The sequence below is a fragment of the Erythrobacter epiphyticus genome (genome assembly GCF_034653295.1).
Taxonomy (GTDB): domain Bacteria; phylum Pseudomonadota; class Alphaproteobacteria; order Sphingomonadales; family Sphingomonadaceae; genus Erythrobacter.
Genome location: NZ_JAYEEU010000004.1, coordinates 269,877 through 290,038 on the forward strand (window position 1 = coordinate 269,877; position 20,162 = coordinate 290,038).

Genomic DNA, 20,162 nt, shown 5'->3' on the forward strand with positions numbered 1-20,162 from the left:
TTTTGACACTTTGTCTCCAACAAATCGGGAAATGATGAGGGGAAGCACTGATTGGCCCTGAAACCTGTCGGGTCAGCAGGGTGTCAAGCTACCCTGATTCTCATCGCCGGGCGCAGCCGCCGGGCGCGCCGGCGATGCCCCCGCAAGGAGCCCGATCCCCGCAGGATTTGTGCATTATCGTGGAGATTGGTGCCGTTTACCCGCATTTTCGGGCAAATTCGGGCCACTATGCGAACCGCCGTGAAGCTTGCGCTAGTCGCCGTCACCCGTCAGATTGCCGAGCCCGTAGCGATGCAGCTTGGAATAAAGGCTCTGGCGTGAAAGCCCAAGGATTTCAGCGGCAGAGGCCCGGTTATCCGAGGTGTAGGAGAGCGCAGCCTCGATACACAGCCGCTCGATCAGATCGGTGCTTTCGCGCACAATATCCTTGAGCGACATGCGCCCGACCAGATCAGTCAATTGTTCGACCGAACGCGGCAATTCATCAGTGCTGCTGGCCGGAACGTCGCGCATCCGCCGCCCGATCGGGCGGATGACAAAGGCGTAGAACGGCTCCTCCCCGCCGGTGCGCACGGCGGAGAGTTCCACCGCTTCGCCCTCGATATCGCGGCCCACCCGCACCACCGTGCTGACATTGCGGGCAACGCCGTGCTGATCGATCTGGCCTTCGATCAGATCGAGATCAATGCCCGGCCTGCCAATGATTTCGCCAAGCTGGCGCCCGCGCAACGAATCCGTGCTCGCCGCCTGCACCATTTCGACGAAGGCACTGTTTGCGCTGACAATTTCGAGATTGCTGTTGGCCACCACAAAGGCATCGGGCATCTGATCGATGAGTTCGCCAACACGGACGCCCGCAGGCTCTGCTCCCTCACCGATGACAACCAGCCGCAGCAGCAAAAACTGCCCGCGATCCTGCGTGAAACCGGCCACCGAAGCCTGCACTTCACGCGCGCCCTTGGACAGGCGCAAGGTGATCGGGCTGACATTGTCGGACACCAGCGCCGAGCCGACTAGCGCCTGCACCGCATCGCGCGAATTGCGATCAAGCACGCCCAGCAGCTTCTTGCCCGGCAGGCTCCCGGCGCGCGCGCCGAACATGCCGTGCGCTGCCGGATTGGCCTCGCGGATACGCAAGCTCGACGCCTCGATAATCATCACCGCTTCAGACGAACGCTCGAACAGCATGCGGTAGCGCGCTTCGAGCTGGCGCATCCGCAGATAGTCGCGCTCAAGCGCCTGCTGCACCTGCAAAAGGCGCTGCTGTAGGCGCCCGGCCTCGCGCAGATCGCGGCCAAAGGCGATGTGATATTCGCCGCCATTCATGCTGAGCACCGAATAGCGCACCGGCAATTCGCCATCGCGGGTCGGATGGTTGACTTCGCGCCACGGCTGGACTTCGCCGCGCCGCGCAGCGGCCAGCATTTCCATCACCTTGTGACGGCTGTCCTCGGTGACGATATCGATCCAGTTGCTGCCGATAATATTGGAAAAGCTGGGAAAATCGCGCGGATCAAAGGCCGCATCAAGGATGGTTCCGGCATCATCAAGCACGAGCGCGACATCGCCCGCCACCAGCGCCATGCGCATGGCCGAAGCAGCGTCAAGCGCACCGAACAGTTCGGCCGCAGCGCCGAACGGCTTTTTGCCATCGAGGGAATGTTTGCGTGTGAGCATCCGGTGATTGAACCTAACGCAAATGGTGAGCCTTGACTGGGGCGGCGAGTATGAGTTGTTCGGCAAGCTCAAGGGCACTCAGCGCATCATGGCCTGTGCCATCTGCGCCGGCTTCCGCAACGATTGACGGGTTCTCGTTGACAACCCGCCCGCCGATAATGACCGCGACATGCGGATTGGCGGAAACGCTGCGGATCGCCCTGATAAGATTGCCGAGCGCGGCGCTAGGGCAATCGCGGGTAAGCGTCAATCCGATGATATCGAATGGGATATGCGCCACCCGATCGAGCAGTTCGCGGCGTTCCGGATTGACCAGAGCCTCGCTCTGCCAGCCGGCGCGGGCGAAGACTTCCTCGATCATCTGACTGCCGAAGGTGTGGATATCCCCGGGCATGGGGGAAAACAACGCGCTGCGCGATTCCGGATAGGGAAAGCGGCGCGACGGAGAGCGCGCCGAAATCTCGCGCATCACTTCCTGAAGGCGCCACAAACCCATTGTAACATCGATGAAATCGCATTCGTCGCGATCCCACATTTCGCCAAGCCGGCGGGCGGCGGGCGCGAGCAATTCGACGCAGATCGCCTCGACACTGGCGCCGCGCTCGATCAGCGCATCGACTTCCTCAAGCAGACCGGCCGCCTCCAGCCGTAGCGGTAGCAGGGCGAAGCGGTTGATATCCGTGCCATCGATCAGTCCGGGATGCGCGGCATCACTGCCAGGCCCGCCCGCATTATGCGCCATCAAGAGGCGCGGAATGATCTCGCTTTCGATGACGGTGGTGATCGATTCGATGGAGTCGGTGGCCGAGTATTTGCCCTTGCCTACCCGCTTGCGCACCCGCTCAAAGGGACTGGCCAGAATATCGCGCCAGGACACGGCGCTGGTCCCAAATGTGCCGGAATTGCTGGCCTCTCCCATCGGCTGCCCCCTGTCAGATCATGCGGACAAAGTGTCCAGGACGATGCGGGACGCGTCACATCCCGCATGCAATCTGGCCCTGATCCCGAAGAAGCCACGCATGACCCATACGCCTTTTCCCCAGAACACGCAAACGCGCATCCCGGCAGCAAAAAAGCGTCAACAATTTTGAACGTCCAATTTAGTTGACACTTCTGTTGGGAAAGGCGTAGTCTTCGATTCTGACAGCAAAGGCTAAAACTACATGACTCGGATGGATCACGCGTCCCCGGTCGAGCCTGCAAGAACAACGCCGCAGGCGGACACGGAGAGGAAAGCCCGATACGCGCTGTACACCGCGGAAGAGCGGAAGCGCCGGGATGAATCGGTCTGGACACTGGTTCAAGGCGTGCTCGCGCCGCTGCAATTTCTGGTGTTTCTCGTCAGCCTCGTGCTGGTGATCCGCACGCTCAACACCGGCGAAGGCGCTTTCGCCGCTGACGTCTCCATCGTCGTCAAGACGTTCTTTCTCTACACCATCATGGTGACAGGCGCGATCTGGGAGAAGGTCGTGTTCGGCAAGTATCTTTTTGCCGACGCCTTCTTCTGGGAAGACGTCTTCTCGATGCTCGTGATCGCGTTGCACACCCTTTATATGGTGATGCTGCTGGGCGATTACGGCACGCTCGAACAACGCCTGATTGTCGCCCTTGCAGGTTACGGCGCTTATGTCATCAACGCGGGCCAGTTCATCTGGAAGCTGCGGATGGCACGCCTCCAGGCCGAGAAAGAAGCCGAGCTTGACGCTGCCGGCCAAGCACAAGGTGCGCAGGATATGGCGGTGGCTGCGTGAGCGATGCCACCCTCCTCGATGGCTGCAGCGCCGATTATGTCGCCCCGGCGACCGATCGCCCGGCGCGCGATGATCGTCCGGTTCTGCGCGAACGCGGCCAGCGCGAGGTGTTCTGCGGGCTGACCGGGATCATCTGGCTGCACCGCAAAATGCAGGATGCCTTCTTCCTTGTCGTGGGCTCGCGCACCTGCGCGCACCTGCTGCAATCGGCTGCTGGCGTGATGATCTTTGCCGAACCGCGCTTTGCCACGGCGATCATGGAAGAGCGCGATCTCGCCGGCATGGCCGATGCGCAGGAAGAACTGGATCGGGTGGTCAGCCGCCTGCTCGAACGGCGCCCGGATATCAAGACGCTGTTTCTGGTCGGCTCGTGCCCGTCTGAAGTGATCAAGCTTGATCTCGCCAAGGCCGCCCAGCGCCTCGGCGCACAATACATGCCCCGGGTGCGCATTCTCAATTACACCGGCAGCGGGATCGAGACGACTTTCACCCAGGGCGAAGACACCTGCCTCGCTGCGCTCGTGCCGGTCATGCCTGCCAGCGATCCGCAAGCGGACAAGCAATTGCTAATCGTCGGCAGTCTGCCCGATATCGTGGAAGACCAGTTCCTGCGGCTTTTCGCCGAGCTGGGCATCGCGAATGTCGGCGTGCTGCCCGCGCGTAATTCGCGCGATCTGCCCAGCCTTGGCGCCAACACCCGCTACATCCTCGCCCAGCCCTTCCTTGGTGAAACCGCGATGGCGCTGGAAAATCGCGGCGCGCGTCGGATCGAGGCAATGTTCCCGTTCGGCGCCGAAGGCACCACCGATTGGCTTGCCGCGGCGGCCCGCGAATTCGGGATCGACGAAGCGCACATCGCCCGCGTGCTCGCACCGGGCCGTGAACGCGCCAACAAGGCGCTGGCCAAGCTGCGCGGCGAATTGGCAGGCAAGCGCATCACCTTTCTGCCCGACTCGCAGCTTGAGGTGCCGCTTGCGCGCTTCTTGCAGAACGAGCTTGGCATGGAGCTGGTCGAAGTCGGCACGCCCTATCTTCACCGCGCGCACCTGGCCCGCGAACTGCCGCATTTCAGTGATGCGGTGCGCCTCAGTGAAGGCCAGCATGTCGAGCGTCAGCTTGATCGCGTGCGCGCCGACAAGCCGGATATCACCGTGTGCGGACTTGGCCTTGCCAACCCGCTCGAAGGCGAAGGCTTCACCACCAAGTGGGCGATTGAACTCGTCTTCTCGCCGATCCACGGCTTTGATCAGGCCGCTGACCTTGCTGAACTCTTCGCCCGGCCCTTGCGGCGGCGCGACAGGCTGGAGGTCTAGGCGATGCAACTGGCGGTTTGGACATATGAAGGCCCGCCCCATGTCGGTGCAATGCGCATCGCAACGGCGATGAAGGGCCTGCATTATGTGCTGCACGCCCCGCAGGGCGATACCTACGCCGATCTGCTGTTCACGATGATCGAACGGCGCGGCCAGCGCCCGCCGGTTACCTACACCACTTTCGAAGCGCGCGATCTTGGCAAGGACACCGCGCAGATCTTCCAGGATGCCGCGCGCGAAGCGGTTGCCCGCTACAATCCGCAGGCGATTATCGTTGGCGCATCCTGCACCGCCGAACTCATCCAGGATGATCCCGGCGGTCTTGCCGAAGCGATGGGCCTGCCCTGCCCGGCTATCGCGCTCGAACTGCCGAGCTACCAGCGCAAGGAGCACTGGGGCGCGGCCGAGACCTTCTATCAGATCGTGCGCCATCTGGCGGACAAGTCGCTGGTGCGCGAACCGCGCGAAGGCCGCCGCGCGCGCGCCAATATCCTTGGCCCCACGGCCCTCGGTTTCCGCCACCGCGATGATCTGGTGGAAATCCGCAAGATCCTCGATTGCCTCGATATCGAGGTCAATCTTGTCGCGCCGCTCGGCGCGAGCCCTGCTGATATTGCCCGCATTGGCGCGGCCGATTTCAACATCGTGATGTATCCCGAAATTGCAGATGAGGCGTCCCGCTGGCTGGAGAAGACCTTCTCCCAGCCGGCGGTGCGCACCGTCCCTATCGGCGTGGGAGCGACACGCTCCTTCATTGCCGACGTCGCCGAGCTGGCAGGTGCAGATCCCACGCCTGCCCTCGGCGACACCTCTTCCCGGATGCCGTGGTGGTCACGCTCGGTCGATTCGACCTATCTGACCGGCAAGCGCGTCTTCATCTTTGGCGATGCCACCCATGCCGTGGCCGCCGCGCGGATCGCGCGCGAGGAGCTTGGCTTCGAAGTCTGCGGCCTTGGCTGCTACAACCGCGAATTCGCCCGCGATATCCGCGCCGAAGCGGTGCGCTGCGGGGTCGAACCGCTGATCACCGATGATCACCTGGCCGTGGAAGATGCCATTACCGCGGCCTGCCCCGAATTGGTGCTCGGCACGCAGATGGAACGGCACATTGCCAAGCGGCTGGGCCTGCCCTGCGCGGTGATCTCAGCCCCTGTCCATGTGCAGGATTTCCCGGCGCGCCATTCGCCCCAGATGGGCTTTGAAGGCGCCAATGTGATCTTCGACACCTGGGTGCACCCGCTGGTGATGGGCCTTGAGGAACACCTGCTCACGATGTTCCGTGAGGACTTTGAATTCGCCGATGAACATGGCGCGAGCCACCTTGCAGCCCATTCGCCCAAGGCGGCGAAAGTGGCAGCCGTGTCGGAAGCGCCGGTTGCCGACATCCCGGCCCCTGCGGTGGCTGAAGCCGATGGCTCGCTCTGGACTGCCGAGGCCGAGCGCGAGCTGAAAAAGATCCCTTTCTTTGTGCGCGGCAAGGCCAAGCGCAACACCGAAGCCTTCGCTGCCGCCGAAGGCCTCACCCGGATTGAACTGGAAACACTCTACGACGCGAAGGCTCATTATGCACGGTAAGGTTGCTTCTGCTGCACTTGTCGATCCCCGCGCCCCCGTGCGGGTGGTGATTGTGACGCTCGACAATCACCTCAAAGGCGCGGTTGGCCGCGCTGAGGCGGAACTGGCGGCAGATAATATCCAACTCTCGCTCCATGCCGCATCGGAATGGGGCAGCGATGCGCACGAATTGGCCAAGGTGAACGCCGCGATTGCCGAGGCTGACATTGTCATCACCACGATGATCTTCCTCGATGAACAGATCCGCATGATCCAGCCCGCGCTTGAAGCCCGGCGCGAGGATTGCGATGCGATGGTATGCCTGATGAGCGCGGGCGAAATCGTGCGCCTCACCAAGATGGGCGCCTATCGCATGGATGCGCCGGCGAAGGGCCCGCTGGCGCTGCTCAAGAAGCTGCGCGGCTCTTCCAAGCCCGGCGGCAATTCGGCCGAAGGCCAGATGAAAATGCTGCGCCGCCTGCCCAAGCTGCTCAAATTCATTCCGGGCACCGCGCAGGATGTGCGCGCCTATTTCCTCACGCTGCAATATTGGTTGGCGGGTTCGGACGAAAACGTCGTCGCCATGGTGCGCGCGCTGATCGATCGCTATGCCAGCGGGGAACGCGCCTATCGCCGCGGTGTCACCAAGGCCGAAGCGCCGATCGAATACCCCGAGGTGGGCGTCTATCATCCGCGCACCCAGCAGCGCATTTCCGAAAGCCTGCGCCTGCTGCCCAAGCCCACAGGCACGGAGGGCACGGTCGGGCTCATCCTGCTACGCTCCTATCTGCTGGGCCGTGATGCCGCGCATTATGATGGCGCGATTGCGGCGTTCGAGGCGATGGGGCTCAATGTTGTTCCGGTCTTTGCCAGTGGGCTCGATGCGCGCCCGGCGATCGACAAGTTCTTTGTCGGCCCCGATGGCAAGCCGACTGTTGATGCCATCGTCAACCTTACCGGCTTCTCTCTGGTCGGCGGCCCGGCCTACAGCGATGCGGCTGCCGCGCGCGATGTGCTCGCCAAGATGGATCTGCCTTACGTGGCGGCCCATGCGGTCGAATTCCAGACGATCGAAGATTGGGCGCTGAGCGAGCGCGGGTTGCTCCCGCTCGAAGCGACGCTGATGGTCGCACTGCCCGAGCTTGATGGCTCGACCGTGCCGAGCGTGTTCGGCGGCCGCGCGGGCAATTCCGGCCCGCATTGCAAGGGCTGCGAGCGGCACTGCGCGCAGCAGGTCACCGAAAAACTGCGTCCGATGCAGGGCTGCCCCGAACGCGCCGAGGCGCTCGCCGCGCGCGTCGTCAAGCTGGTGCGCCTGCGCAAGGCTGAACGGGCTGAGCGCAAGCTGGCGATCGTGCTGTTCAACTTCCCACCCAATGCCGGTGCAACCGGCACGGCTGCCTTCATGGCGGTGCATGAATCGCTCTACGCGACGCTCAAGCGTCTCAACGCCGAAGGCTATGATGTCGAGGTGCCCGAAAGCCTTGATGCGATGCGCGAGGCGATCCTCAAGGGCAATGCGGAGCGTTACGGCACCGATGCCAATATCGCGCACCGCATCCCGGCGGATGAGCATGTCCGGCGTGAGAAGTTCCTCGGCGAAATCGAAGCGCAATGGGGCCCCGCACCGGGCAAGCAGCTTGCCGATGGCGGCCACATCCAGATCATGGGCGCGCATTTCGGCAAGGTGTTCGTCGGCGTGCAGCCGGCCTTCGGCTTCGAAGGCGATCCGATGCGGCTGCTGTTCGAAGGCCGTTTCTCGCCGACCCATGCCTTCAGCGCCTTCTATCGCTATATCAACGAGGATTTCGGCGCCCACGCCGTGGTCCATTTCGGCACCCACGGCGCGCTCGAATTCATGCCGGGCAAGCAGGCGGGCATGTCCGGTACCTGCTGGCCGGAACGCCTGATCAGCGATCTGCCCAACTTCTATCTCTATGCCGCCAACAACCCGACCGAAGGCATGCTGGCCAAGCGCCGTTCGGCGGCGACCTTGATCAGCTACCTGACTCCGCCGCTGGCGCAGGCAGGGCTGTACAAGGGCCTGTCCGAACTCAAGACCAGTGTCGAACGCTGGCGGCTGACGCAGAATGATCCCGATCACGCCGATGAACGCGCTGATCTGGAACAGATGATCGCTGACCAGTGCGAAGCGCTCGATATCGAATATACCGAGATCGGCGAACTGACGGCCAAGCTGTATGAGCTTGAGGAAGCGCTCATTCCCTATGGCCTGCATATTCTGGGCAAGAACCCGGAAGGGCAGGAACTCGAGGACATGCTCGATGCGATGGTCGATGCGGGCGGCGGGCCGGACAAGGTCAACCGCGCCGAACTCGCCGCCAAGATCGCCTCATCGGATGAACTGGGCTCGCTGATCCACGCGCTTGATGGTGGCTATGTCCTGCCGGCGCCGGGCGGCGATGTCGTGGTCAATCCCGAAGTGCTGCCCACGGGCCGCAACATCCACGGGTTTGATCCCTTCCTGCTGCCGTCAACCTTCGCCTGCAAGCTGGGTTCGGAACAGGCCGAGCAGCTCATCGCCCGCCACGTCAATGGCGGCGCGCCCTTCCCCGAAAGCATCGCTATGGTGCTGTGGGGCACTGACAACATGAAGACCGAAGGCGTTCAGATCGCACAAGCGATGCGCCTGATGGGGGCACGTCCGCGGCGCGACTCCTATGGCCGCCTGTGCGGTGCCGAACTGATCCCGCTGGAAGAACTCGGCCGTCCGCGCATCGATGTGGTGATGACGCTGTCGGGCATTTTCCGCGATCTGCTGCCGATGCAGATCCGCATGCTCGCCGAAGCCGCGCTGATGGCAAGCCAGGCGGACGAGCCGACCGAGGCCAACTTCATCCGCAAGCACACGCTGGCGCAGATGGAGAAGCACGGCTGCGACATCGAAACCGCCGCGCTGCGCGTCTTCTCGAATGCCGAAGGTGCCTATGGTGCCAACGTCAACCAGATGATCGATGGCGGCACCTGGGCCGATCCCGATGAACTCGCCAATGCCTTCGAAACCCAGAAGGGCTTTGGCTATGGCATTTCGGGCCGCCCGGTGCAGCAGCGCGAAATCTTGCAGAGCGCGCTCAGCACCGTCGACTTCACCTACCAGAACCTCGAAAGCATCGAGCTCGGCATCAATGATGTCGACCAGTATGTCGACGGGCTTGGCGGGGTCGCGCGCAGCGTGGCCAAGGCCAAGGGCGAAGAAGCCCCGGTCTATATTCTCGATGCTACCCGCGGAAAGCCCAAGGTGCGCACCCTAGCCGAACAGATCGATCTCGAGGCGCGCACCCGCACGCTCAACCCCAAGTGGTACGAAGCCCTGCTCGAACATGGCTACGAAGGCGTCCGCCAGATCGAAGGCCATGTGAACAGCACATTCGGCTGGTCCGCCACCACCGGTCAGGTTGCCCCCTGGGTCTATCAGAAGATCTCGGAAACCTTCGTGCTCGATCCCGACATGCGCCGCCGCATGAGCGAGCTCAATCCCAAGAGCTCGGCCAAGCTGGCCGGCCGCCTGCTCGAAGCCTGCGACCGCAATCTGTGGGAGCCCGATGAAGCCACCCTCGCCGCTCTGCGTGAAGCCAGCGACGAGCTCGAAGATCGCCTCGAAGGCGTGTTCGCAGAATAAATGAACAAAGGGATCGACCAATGAACCTGCACACCCCCAATGCCTCGTTCAGTCCGCCTGATGGCGAGGGATCGGTGCAGGTCCAGCTGGACCCGTCCGACAAGATCAAGGGCGCCAAGGTCTTCGCCGTTTACGGCAAGGGCGGGATCGGCAAGTCGACGACGTCGTCGAACCTTTCGGCGGCTTTTTCGAAGCTCGGCCACCGCGTGCTCCAGATCGGCTGCGATCCCAAGCATGACAGCACCTTCACGCTCACCAAGAAGCTGATGCCGACGGTGATCGACGTGCTCGAAACGGTGGAATTCCATGCCGAAGAATTGCGGCCTGAAGACTACATGTTCGAAGGCTATAATGGCGTGATGTGCGTCGAGGCGGGCGGGCCGCCGGCTGGCACCGGCTGCGGCGGCTATGTCGTTGGCCAGACGGTGAAGCTGCTCAAGCAGCACCACCTGCTTGAAGAAACCGATGTGGTGATCTTCGATGTGCTCGGCGATGTGGTGTGCGGCGGCTTTGCCGCGCCGCTGCAACATGCCGAACGCGCGATCGTGGTCGCCGCCAACGATTTCGACAGCATCTTTGCCATGAACCGCATTGTCGCGGCGATTGGCGCGAAGTCGAAGAACTACGATGTGCGCCTTGCCGGCGTCGTCGCCAACCGCAGCCGCGAGACCGATGAGATTGATCGCTTCTGCGACAAGATCGGGATGCAGCGCCTCGCGCACTTCCGCGATGTTGATGCGATCCGCCGGTCGCGGCTCAAGAAATGCACCTTGTTCGAAATGGGTGATGATCCCGAAGTGATCGCTGCCCAGAATGAATATCTGCGTCTCGCGCAGATGCTGTGGGACGGTGTCGAACCGTCAGCCGCGCAACCGATGAAAGACCGCGATATCTTTGACTTCCTGGGATTTGAGTAATGGCAACGCGTTCTCCTAATCGTTACGATGCCCAGCGCGAGGCGCTGGCGACTTATTTTGACAGCACCGCGCGGCAGGCGTGGATTGATCTGACCTCTGATGTGAAAGTCAGCGGCATCCGCGCCACGGTGCGCGCCGGGCGCGATGCGATGCGCGCGACCTTGCTCGACTGGCTGCCGACGGATCTGCGCCGCACCCGCGTGCTCGATGCCGGGTGCGGCACCGGCGCCTTCAGCATCGCGGCGGCCTGCCGTGGTGCGGAAGTCACCGGCATTGATGTCGCGGCGGGCCTGGTTGACGTGGCCCGCCAACGCACCCCGTCCTTCATCGGGCATGGCCGGATCGATTGGCGCGCGGGCGATATGCTCGATCCCTCGCTCGGCACCTTTGCCCATGTCGTCGCGATGGATTCGCTGATCCACTATCAGCCCGCTGATCTGGCCGATGCGCTGGCGCAGCTTGCCGAACGCACGACCGATTCCATCCTGTTCACCTTCGCGCCGCGCACCGCGCTGCTGCAAACCATGTACACCGTGGGCAAGCTGTTCCCGCGCTCTGACCGTTCGCCCGCGATCGTCCCGACGCTGGAATGGGAAATCCGTCACCGCCTGAGCCAGCTGCGCGGCTGGCGCATCGGCCGCACCAAGCGCATTTCGAGCGGCTTCTACACCTCGCAGGCGCTGGAACTGGTGAGGCACGGATGACCCCGGACGTTCGCCCCAAGCCGCCACACTGGACAGCGGTGATTTTCCGCATGCTGCCGTTTGCGGATGCGGCGAGCACGGATCTTCCGCTCGGGCAATTGCTGCGCCTGTCGCTGTTTCAGGTGACGGTGGGGATGGCGATGGTGCTGCTTAACGGCACTCTGAACCGCGTGATGATTGTCGAGTTGGGCACGCCGACCTGGCTGGTCGCGATCCTGATTGCCGTGCCGGTGGTGGTCGCGCCGTTCCGCGCGCTGATCGGGCACCGGTCAGACACGCACCGTTCGGTGCTGGGCTGGCGGCGCGTGCCTTACATCTGGTTCGGTTCGCTTCTCCAGTTTGGCGGGTTGGCGATCATGCCCTTTGCCCTGCTGCTGCTGGGCGAAGCCGATCGCTTTGAGCTTGGCCTCGTTGCGGGCGCCTTTGCTTTCCTGCTCACCGGCATTGGTTTCCATGTGACGCAGACCGCTGGCCTTGCGCTCGCAACCGATCTGGCCCCTGAAATCAAGCGTCCGCGCGCGATTGCGCTGCTTTATGTCATGCTGCTGGTCGGCATGATGCTGGCGGCGTTCGTGATCGGCGGGATGCTGCACGACTACAGCCCGATGCGGCTGGTGCAGGTCATTCAGGGCACCGCGCTGATCACGCTGATCCTCAACACCATTGCCTTGTGGAAGCAGGAAGCGCGCAATCCCAAGATCACCGCGCCGGATCGTGACACGCCGACTTTCAGCGAATTGTGGCAGACCTTTATGCGCGACGGCCGCAACGCACGGCTGCTGACCGCGATCGGCATCGGGGCTGCGGGTTTTGCGATGCAGGATGCTTTGCTCGAACCCTATGGCGGCGAGATTTTGAAGCTCTCGGTCGGCGCGACCACCGGCCTCACCGGGGTGTGGGCGCTTGGCTCGCTGATCGGCTTCATGTGGTCGGGCCGGATGCTCGGCTTTGGCGGCGATCCGATGCGGATTGCCGGCAAGGGCATTGTCATCGGCATCAACGCCTTCCTGATGGTGCTGTTTGCGGCGCCGTTCGGTTCGCCTTTCCTGCTCTATCTTGGTGCGCTCACCATCGGGATCGGGCTTGGCCTGTTCTCGGTCGGCACGCTGATGGAAGCGATGGCGCTTGCCAAGAACGAAACCGCCGGCATGGCGCTGGGCGCGTGGGGCGCCGTGCAGGCCACCTGCGCCGGTGCGGGCATCGCGATTGGCGGGATCCTGCGCGATATCGTTGCCATGTTGGTGCAAGGCGATGCGCCTGCTGCCACGCTGGCAATGCGCTCGACCGGATACAGCACCGTCTACATCATCGAGATTGCCCTGCTGCTGGCAGGGCTTGCTGCGCTGGGGCCGCTGGTCGGCCGTAGCCGCAGAAATGCCAAGAGTGAGGCAGACCAGAGCGACCAGCCCTTTGGCCTGCAGGAATTTCCGACATGATTGCCGTCTTTAGCCTGCCACTTGTCTCTGCCCAAAGCGCATCGCTCGCGTGTTTCCATGAGAGGAACGTCACATGATGAACCACACCTATATTGTCGGGACATTTGATGTCGCCGAACTTGCATTTCTGCTGTTCTTCGCTTTCTTCATCGCGCTGGTGTTTTACCTGAACAAGGAAAGCCGTCGTGAGGGCTACCCGGTTGAGGATGAATTGACGGGCCGCGTCCACCCCAAGAGCCTGTTCGATGGCGACAAGAAGGTGTTCAAGTTGCCCAATGGCCGCGGCACCTATGTCCCGGAAGATGTCGCCCGCGATCCGGTCAGCATCCCGGCCAAGCCGATGTTCCGCTCCGCCGGTGCGCCTTACGTGCCGACCGGCGATCCGATGGTCGATGGCCTCGGGCCGGCAGCTTGGGCGAACCGCGCCAAGTATCCTGATGTCACCGCTGATGGCCGTCCGCGGATCATTCCGATCGGCAATTCCTATCATGAAATGGCGATTGCGCCGGGCGATCCCAACATCATGGGCTGGCCGGTGATCGCGGCTGACGGCAAGAAGGCCGGCACCATCACTGATATCTGGACCGATCAGGCCGAACACATCATCCGCTATCTCGAAGTGACGACCAATTCGGGCAAGAAAGTGCTTGCCCCGATGATGGTGGCCTCGGTGCAGACCAAGGGCTTCTTCGGCGACAAGCCCGAACTGGTGGAGATCGATGCAATCACCGCCGAACAATTCGAGCGTGTGCCCGAGCTGGAAACCCCCGGCCAGATCACCCGCTTCGAAGAAGACCGCATCCAGGCCTATTTCGGCGGCGGGTACATGTACGCAACGCCGGAAAGGGCTGAACCGTGGCTCTGAATTCCGACACCGATCAGGGGGCAGCCGCGCGGCTGTCCCCCACCCTGCCCGAAGGGCTGGATCACGCGCTGCTCGAAGGCGATGGCCCGACTGCGCATGGCGACAAGCTCGGCACGCCGCAACCCGATGAACGCCTGCTGTGGCGCGGCCGCCCCAAGGTGTCGCTGCTCGCCCGCGGTGCATTCCGCGCCTATTGGGTGGCCTTCTACTTCGCGGTGCTGGTGGCGGTTTGCGTTGCGACCGATCGGCCCGGCACGGCGGCGATCATGGCCGGCGCAGGTGCTGTCACCATCGCGATCCTCTATTTCCTCGCCTGGCTCAGCGCGCGCAGCACGCTTTACATCCTGACCGATGTGCGCGTCATCATGCGCATCGGCATGGCGATCGAGACCCGCATCAATGTCCCGCTCAAGCAAGTGAAGGCCGCGCACTTGCGTGACAGCGGCAAGGGTTTCGGGGACATTGCGCTCGAACTCAACGGTGACCGCCTGCTTGGCGTGGTGCTGCTGTGGCCCCACCTGCGTCCGTGGCATATCAATCATCCGCAGCCGATGCTGCGCGCCATCCCCGAAGTTGCCCGCGTCGCGCAACTCATGGCCGATGCCCGCGCGATCTACGGCGAAATCGAACAGAATTTGAGCGACGTCAAAGAAACGGCGGCTGAAACCGTTCACCAAGGGCAGGCCGTGTCTGCCACTGTGGGCCTGCGCCCGGTTGCGCCGCTGCGCACGGGTCTGGGTGACAAGGGACTTGAGGGAGCGCCCGCATGATCGTTCGGGAATATGAAAAGGACGAAGTGACCGTCCACAAGGTGCCGCTCTTGCTGATGGGTGGCCTTGTGGGGATATCGCTGATCCTGACCGCGCTGGTTACCAATGGCTATCTGCCGAAAAGCGCCGTCGCCGCGCAATATCGTGCCGAGACCAACGTCGCGCTGGCTGTGGAGCGTTCGATCCAATTCTATGACGAACCCGATGGCACGGTGCGGGTTGAAGACGCGGCGACCGGCGAAGTTGTCGGCCGCTTCGGCATCGGCGAAGGCGGGTTCATTCGCGCCAGCGTGCGCAGCCTTGTCCACCAGCGCCGTATCCGCGGCAAGGGTGCCGAAGTTCCCTTCGTGCTTCAGGGCTGGAGCGATACCTCGCTCACCTTGCTCGATCCGATCAGCAAGCGCACGGTGGAAGTTGCCAATTTCGGCCCGGATAATCGCATGGTCTTTGCCAATATGCTCCCCGAAGCCAATGGCTTCACGCGGGAGCGCCGCTGATGAGCGCGCGCCAGTTCGACATTCCCTGCACGATCACGATCGAGCAGAGCCCCGATCATTTCCATGCTCATGTCGAGCTCGAAGGCGATATCCCGCTCTATCCGGGTGACGAGGTGAAAGTGCACGGCGCGCCGATGACGGTGGATTTCGGGCAAAGCCTGCAATTCACCCGCATGGCGACCGTCAAGCGCGCGACTGCGCTGACCCGCGCCTGGACCCGCTTTGCCGCCTATTTCGATCTTACCGAGCTTTACGAAGTCAGTTTCAACCCCGGGAGCATCCGATGAACGCCCACACCTCCATCACCGCCGCAGCCCCGCAGGATGCCGCGAAGCCCGATACGCTGGCGATGGCGGCTCATGAAACCGTGCTCTCGCCGCGGTTCTACACCACGGATTTCGACGCGCTCGACAAGATCGATGTCAGTCTGGTGCGCGCCGAGTGGGATCAGTTGATGGCCGACATGGTCGCCGATCCCAACAAGAAGCACTTCCGCAAGAACGAAAGCTTCGACGGGGTGATCTCGGCGCTCGAGCCCGAGCTGCGCGCCGAATTCATCGATTTTCTGGTCTCGTCGCTGACCTCCGAGTTCTCGGGCTGCATTCTTTATGCCGAAATTGCCAAGCGCACCAAGAACCCGGATATGAAGCAGCTGTTCAAGCTGCTGGCGCGCGATGAAAGCCGTCACGCCGGCTTCATCAACGAAACGCTCAAGGATGAAGGCATCGGGATCAATCTCGGCTTTCTCACCAAGTCCAAGAAGTATCATTATTTCAAGCCGAAGTTCATCTGGTACTCGGTATATCTGTCCGAGAAGATCGGCTACGCGCGCTACATCACGATCTACCGCCAGCTGGCGCGGAATCCGCAATACAAGTTCCACCCGATTTTCGACTGGTTCGAACAGTGGTGTAACGACGAGTTCCGCCACGGTGAGGCCTTCGCGATGATCATGCGCGCCGATCCCAAGCTGCTCAAGGGCCTCAACAAGCTGTGGATCCGCTTCTTCCTCGTGGCGGTCTATGCCACGATGTATGTCCGCGATCATGCCCGCCCCGCCTTCCATCAGGCGCTTGGCGTTGATCCCACGGAATATGATTACGAGGTGTTCAAGGTCTGCAACCAGATCACGCGTCAGGTCTATCCGATCGAACTCGACATCGACAGCCCGGCCTTCCGCCAGCAGATGGAAAACATGCGACTGGCCGCGCTCAAGATCGAGGAAGGCAAGCGCGCAGGCGGCCTTGGCGGATTGGCCAAGCGGGTTTCGGGCATGGCGGGCGCAGGCTTGGCCTTCGCGCGGCTCTATTTCCACCGCACCCACACCCATGAACTGCCCGCCACCATCCGGATGCACCCTGCATGGTGAGCTGGGAAGGCCATATTGTCCCCTTCATCGTGACGGTCATGGTGTGGTTCATTGCGACAGGCCTGGTGGCCTGGGCCGATAACCGCCCCCGCGCGACCTTTTCGCGCAGTCAGATGGTGGGCAGCATCAGCGGCATTGCCGGACTGGTGGTGATCCTCTTTGCCTCGCTTTCGGCTGAGGTGTGGGCGGTCTATATCGGCTTTATCGGTGCGCTGATGGTGTGGGGCTGGCACGAAATCAGCTTCCTCACCGGCGCTGCCGCAGGGCCGCGCCGTGGCCCGGCTGATCCGGCGCTGACCGGGCTCGCCCGGTTCCGTCAGGCTGCGGCCACGGTGATGCACCATGAGGTTGCCCTCGCCCTCACCGCGCTGCTCCTCATCTCGCTGTCGTGGGATGTGCCCAACCAGATCGGCGCGACCGTGTTTGTGCTGATGTTTGCGATGCGCCTGACGTCAAAGATCAATCTCTTCGTCGGCGTGCCCAATTCCTCGGTGGAAATGCTCCCCGATCACCTCGCCTATCTCAAGACCTATTTCGGCCCTAACCGGATGACCCTTTTGCTGGCGATCTCGATGATCGGGATTACTGCCGTGGCAACATGGTTTGCCACCCTGGCGCTGGCGGCTCCCGCAGGAAGCGCGGAAATGGTCGGGGCAAGCCTGCTCTTCACGCTGTCATTGCTCGGCGTGATCGAACACCTGTTTCTCTCGTTGCCGTTCCGCGACGGGATGCTGTGGGGCTGGGCTCTGCCGAGCCACAAACTGGCCGCAAGCAAGGTGCCACACAACAAGGTTACGGTTCCGGCCAGCCGGGACATCACGACATGAACATGGACAAAAAGGGATCTGCCATGGACTTCGAAGCCTACTTCGCCCGTGAACTCGATCAGGTTCGCGAGGATGGGCGCTACCGGGTGTTCACCGATATCAAGCGGCATCGCGGGCGCTTCCCCCATGCCACGCGCTTTATCGGCGAAGAAACCCAGGCGGTGACTGTCTGGTGTTCGAATGATTATCTCGGCATGGGGCAACACCCCGATGTCCTTCAGGCGATGCATGATTGCCTTGACGAATGCGGCGCGGGCGCTGGTGGCACCCGCAATATTTCGGGCACCAATCACTATCACGTGTTGCTCGAACAGGAACTTGCCGATCTGCACGGCAAGGAATCCGCACTGTTGTTCACTTCGGGCTATGTCTCGAACTGGGCGGGCATCGGAACGCTGGCGGCCAAGATCCCGGGCTGCGTGGTGTTTTCCGATGCCCTCAACCATGCCTCGATGATCGAGGGGGTGCGCCACAGCCGCGCACCCTACAAGATCTGGAAGCACAATGATCCCGAGGATCTCGATCGCCTGCTGTCGGATTACGGCCCCGAAGTGCCCAAGCTGGTGGTGTTCGAAAGCGTCTATTCGATGGATGGCGATATTGCGCCGATCGCCGAAATTCTCGACGTGTGCGAAAAACACGGCGCGATGAGCTATATCGACGAAGTCCACGCGGTTGGCCTTTATGGCCCGCGCGGCGGCGGCGTGGCGGAACGCGAAGGGCTGATGGACCGCATCACCGTGATCGAAGGCACGCTCGGCAAGGCCTTCGGCGTGATGGGCGGCTATATCGCGGCGAGCAAGAATCTCGTCGATTTCGTGCGCAGCTTTGCCAGCGGCTTCATCTTCTCGACCGCCCTGCCCCCGGCGATTGCCGCGGGCGCGGCCGCCAGCATCCGCCATCTCAAGACCAGCAATGTCGAGCGCGAGATGCAGCAGGATCGGGTGGCGCAGGTGCGCCGCAAGCTGGACATGATGGGCATTCCCCATCTGCCCAATCCCAGCCACATCATCCCGGTGATGGTGGGCGATGCCAAGAAGTGCAAGATGATCAGCGACTGGCTGATGGATAACCACGGCATCTATGTGCAGCCGATCAATTATCCGACCGTGCCGGTGGGGACGGAACGCCTGCGGCTCACCCCCTCGCCCGTCCACACCGATGGCGATATTGATCGGCTGATCAAGGCGCTGTCCGAAATCTGGTCACAGTGCGAACTGGCGCGGATGGCAACCGCAGCCTGAACCACGCAGGTTCCCAACAGAACAGCCAAGGGGCCGGGAAGCGATGATTTCCCGACCCCTTTTGCATACCGGAGACCGCAAGCGACGTAAGAGCACATGGGGGTCGCGAAAAAGGGAAGGTCTGCGATGCGTTTTCCCCCGATGCTCCTGTGCGCTGTGGCCGCTGGCGGCGGAGCGCTTGCCGCCGCGATCACACTGGGCGCGCCGTCCCATGCTGCGCCTGCCCCCACGCCTGCCACGGTGATGATTGGCGAGCAGGTCTGGCTCGCCCGCAATCTGGCTGTCACCACCTTCCGCAATGGCGATCCAATCGCGCGCATCACGGATGCGGCTGCATGGGCTGCCGCGGGCCGCAGCGGGAAGCCGGCCCAAAGCGCTTACCTCAATGAAGAGGCGCGCATCCCCCGCGATGGCTTGCTCTACAATTATGCCGCGATCAGCGATCCGCGCGGCCTGTGCCCGCAAGGCTTCCGCATCCCGACTGATGCGGATTGGACCGCGTTGGAGCGTTTTCTCGGGGCTGAACGGGCGGCGTTCCGGCTGAAGTCAGCCAGCGGCTGGCCGATGGCCGAAAACGGCCCCGGCAGCGGCAGTGATGATGTGGGTTTCGGCGGGCTTCCTGCCGGGTTTCGCACTCAGCGCGGCGAATTCTTCCTCGGCGGAAAGGTCGCCTATTTCTGGTCGATGACCGAACGCACCGCCACGACGACCACGGCGCATATGCTGTTCGATTACGATGCCAAGCTTTTCCGCATCGAATATGACAAGGCGATGGGGATGTCGGTTCGCTGCATCAAGGCGTGACAAGCACAGAAAAAGGGCGGCACGGAATATCCGCACCGCCCCATTTCTAACAGCGTTTCGCTGTGCGCTTACTTCTTGGTGCTTTCGAGATAGGCAACCAGGTTAGCGCGATCCTGTGCATCCTTGATGCCCGGGAAGGCCATCTTGGTGCCCGGCATGAAGCCCTTGGGATCTTCGAGGTACTTGAACAGCACGTCGGTGGTCCAGGTCACGCCGCTGTTCTTGTTGGCTTCCGAGTAGCTGTAGCCCGCAACCGAGCCCGACTTGCGGCCCACGACGTTGTACAGCGACGGACCGACGCGGTTCACGCCTTCGTCAAGCACGTGGCACGAACGGCACAGCGCGAAGACCTTCTCGCCTGCCTTCACATCAGTGGTCATGCCAGCGAAGCTGGCGGTCGCACCCGCAGCAGCGGCATCAGCAGCAGCCGGGGTTTCTTCCGCGGCCGGGGCGGCTTCGGCAGCCGGAGCTTCCGCAACGGTGGTTTCTTCCGCAGCCGGAGCAGCGCCATCGGCACCAGCACCGCCACCGCAGGCCGAAACGGTCACCAGGCTCGCCAGCGCAATTGCGCTCAACAGGGTAGTACGCTTCATGATTTGAGTGTCCTCTAACAACTGATGTCCTCCCGCATCGCGACTGGCCATAAAACACTTTCTCCGCCAAGAAAAGCGGGCAACTTCGCAAGTTCGGGAGGTTTTCCCAACTCGCCTGATATCCTAACGCACAGCGCGCCAAAGCGTTTCCTGCCCGCCCCGATTGAGACGGCAAAAAGCTGCCCGGTTGCCTTGCGCCGC

At 62.5% G+C, this 20,162-nt stretch carries 18 protein-coding genes; 15 read left to right on the top strand and 3 right to left on the bottom strand.

What is annotated here, in order from left to right:
- Positions 1–252: 252 nt before the first annotated feature.
- The gene (gene ppsR / locus SOQ14_RS03360; RefSeq protein WP_322896625.1) at positions 253–1,677 is read right to left on the bottom strand and encodes a transcriptional regulator PpsR; all 1,425 of its coding nucleotides are present in this window, start codon (positions 1,675–1,677) and stop codon (positions 253–255) included.
- A gap of 13 nt (positions 1,678–1,690) precedes the next feature.
- Entirely contained in the window at positions 1,691–2,554 is an 864-nt protein-coding gene (locus SOQ14_RS03365; RefSeq protein ID WP_322896626.1) for a cobalamin B12-binding domain-containing protein, read from the bottom strand.
- Between the two features lie 295 nt (positions 2,555–2,849).
- Here SOQ14_RS03365 and bchF point away from each other — a divergent pair, with 295 nt between their 5' ends.
- The 15 genes from bchF (at position 2,850) to SOQ14_RS03440 (ending at position 19,368) form a co-directional block, all read left to right on the top strand.
- A complete protein-coding gene (gene bchF / locus SOQ14_RS03370; RefSeq protein WP_416232724.1) occupies positions 2,850–3,428 on the top strand; it encodes a 2-vinyl bacteriochlorophyllide hydratase in 579 nt (192 codons plus the stop codon).
- A complete protein-coding gene (locus SOQ14_RS03375; RefSeq protein ID WP_416232720.1) occupies positions 3,425–4,741 on the top strand; it encodes a ferredoxin:protochlorophyllide reductase (ATP-dependent) subunit N in 1,317 nt (438 codons plus the stop codon). Before bchF ends, SOQ14_RS03375 begins: the two co-directional genes overlap by 4 nt.
- 3 nt (positions 4,742–4,744) lie before the next feature.
- Positions 4,745–6,316, top strand: a complete 1,572-nt coding sequence (bchB, locus tag SOQ14_RS03380) for a ferredoxin:protochlorophyllide reductase (ATP-dependent) subunit B (RefSeq protein ID WP_322896628.1) — start codon at positions 4,745–4,747, stop codon at positions 6,314–6,316.
- Positions 6,306–9,935, top strand: a complete 3,630-nt coding sequence (locus SOQ14_RS03385) for a magnesium chelatase subunit H (RefSeq protein ID WP_322896629.1) — start codon at positions 6,306–6,308, stop codon at positions 9,933–9,935. The genes bchB and SOQ14_RS03385 overlap by 11 nt, the downstream gene beginning before the upstream one ends.
- A 20-nt stretch (positions 9,936–9,955) precedes the next feature.
- Positions 9,956–10,852, top strand: coding sequence for a ferredoxin:protochlorophyllide reductase (ATP-dependent) iron-sulfur ATP-binding protein (bchL, locus tag SOQ14_RS03390; RefSeq protein WP_322896630.1), 897 nt, complete (start codon positions 9,956–9,958; stop codon positions 10,850–10,852).
- Complete coding sequence (gene bchM / locus SOQ14_RS03395; protein WP_322896631.1) at positions 10,852–11,556, top strand: magnesium protoporphyrin IX methyltransferase; 705 nt, start codon at positions 10,852–10,854, stop codon at positions 11,554–11,556. Before bchL ends, bchM begins: the two co-directional genes overlap by 1 nt.
- The gene (locus SOQ14_RS03400) at positions 11,553–12,992 is read left to right on the top strand and encodes a BCD family MFS transporter (protein ID WP_322896632.1); all 1,440 of its coding nucleotides are present in this window, start codon (positions 11,553–11,555) and stop codon (positions 12,990–12,992) included. The genes bchM and SOQ14_RS03400 overlap by 4 nt, the downstream gene beginning before the upstream one ends.
- Before the next feature lie 73 nt (positions 12,993–13,065).
- Complete coding sequence (gene puhA / locus SOQ14_RS03405; protein ID WP_322896633.1) at positions 13,066–13,857, top strand: photosynthetic reaction center subunit H; 792 nt, start codon at positions 13,066–13,068, stop codon at positions 13,855–13,857.
- Positions 13,848–14,627: a photosynthetic complex putative assembly protein PuhB gene (puhB, locus tag SOQ14_RS03410; protein ID WP_322896634.1), complete on the top strand. Its 780-nt coding sequence runs from the start codon at positions 13,848–13,850 to the stop codon at positions 14,625–14,627. Before puhA ends, puhB begins: the two co-directional genes overlap by 10 nt.
- Entirely contained in the window at positions 14,624–15,124 is a 501-nt protein-coding gene (puhC, locus tag SOQ14_RS03415; protein WP_322896635.1) for a photosynthetic complex assembly protein PuhC, read from the top strand. The genes puhB and puhC overlap by 4 nt, the downstream gene beginning before the upstream one ends.
- Positions 15,124–15,411, top strand: coding sequence for an O2-dependent cyclase accessory protein (locus tag SOQ14_RS03420; protein WP_322896637.1), 288 nt, complete (start codon positions 15,124–15,126; stop codon positions 15,409–15,411). The genes puhC and SOQ14_RS03420 overlap by 1 nt, the downstream gene beginning before the upstream one ends.
- Positions 15,408–16,493 (top strand): magnesium-protoporphyrin IX monomethyl ester (oxidative) cyclase, encoded by a 1,086-nt coding sequence (acsF, locus tag SOQ14_RS03425; protein ID WP_322896638.1) that lies wholly within the window; start codon positions 15,408–15,410, stop codon positions 16,491–16,493. The genes SOQ14_RS03420 and acsF overlap by 4 nt, the downstream gene beginning before the upstream one ends.
- Positions 16,487–17,320, top strand: a complete 834-nt coding sequence (gene puhE / locus SOQ14_RS03430; protein WP_322896639.1) for a putative photosynthetic complex assembly protein PuhE — start codon at positions 16,487–16,489, stop codon at positions 17,318–17,320. The genes acsF and puhE overlap by 7 nt, the downstream gene beginning before the upstream one ends.
- A 23-nt stretch (positions 17,321–17,343) precedes the next feature.
- On the top strand, positions 17,344–18,564 hold the full coding sequence (gene hemA / locus SOQ14_RS03435) for a 5-aminolevulinate synthase (RefSeq protein WP_322896640.1): 1,221 nt from the start codon (positions 17,344–17,346) through the stop codon (positions 18,562–18,564).
- A gap of 126 nt (positions 18,565–18,690) precedes the next feature.
- Positions 18,691–19,368, top strand: coding sequence for a fibrobacter succinogenes major paralogous domain-containing protein (locus SOQ14_RS03440; RefSeq protein WP_322896642.1), 678 nt, complete (start codon positions 18,691–18,693; stop codon positions 19,366–19,368).
- Between the two features lie 68 nt (positions 19,369–19,436).
- On the opposite strand, the gene SOQ14_RS03445 is transcribed toward SOQ14_RS03440, so the two are convergent.
- Complete coding sequence (locus SOQ14_RS03445; RefSeq protein ID WP_322896643.1) at positions 19,437–19,961, bottom strand: c-type cytochrome; 525 nt, start codon at positions 19,959–19,961, stop codon at positions 19,437–19,439.
- Positions 19,962–20,162: the final 201 nt, after the last annotated feature.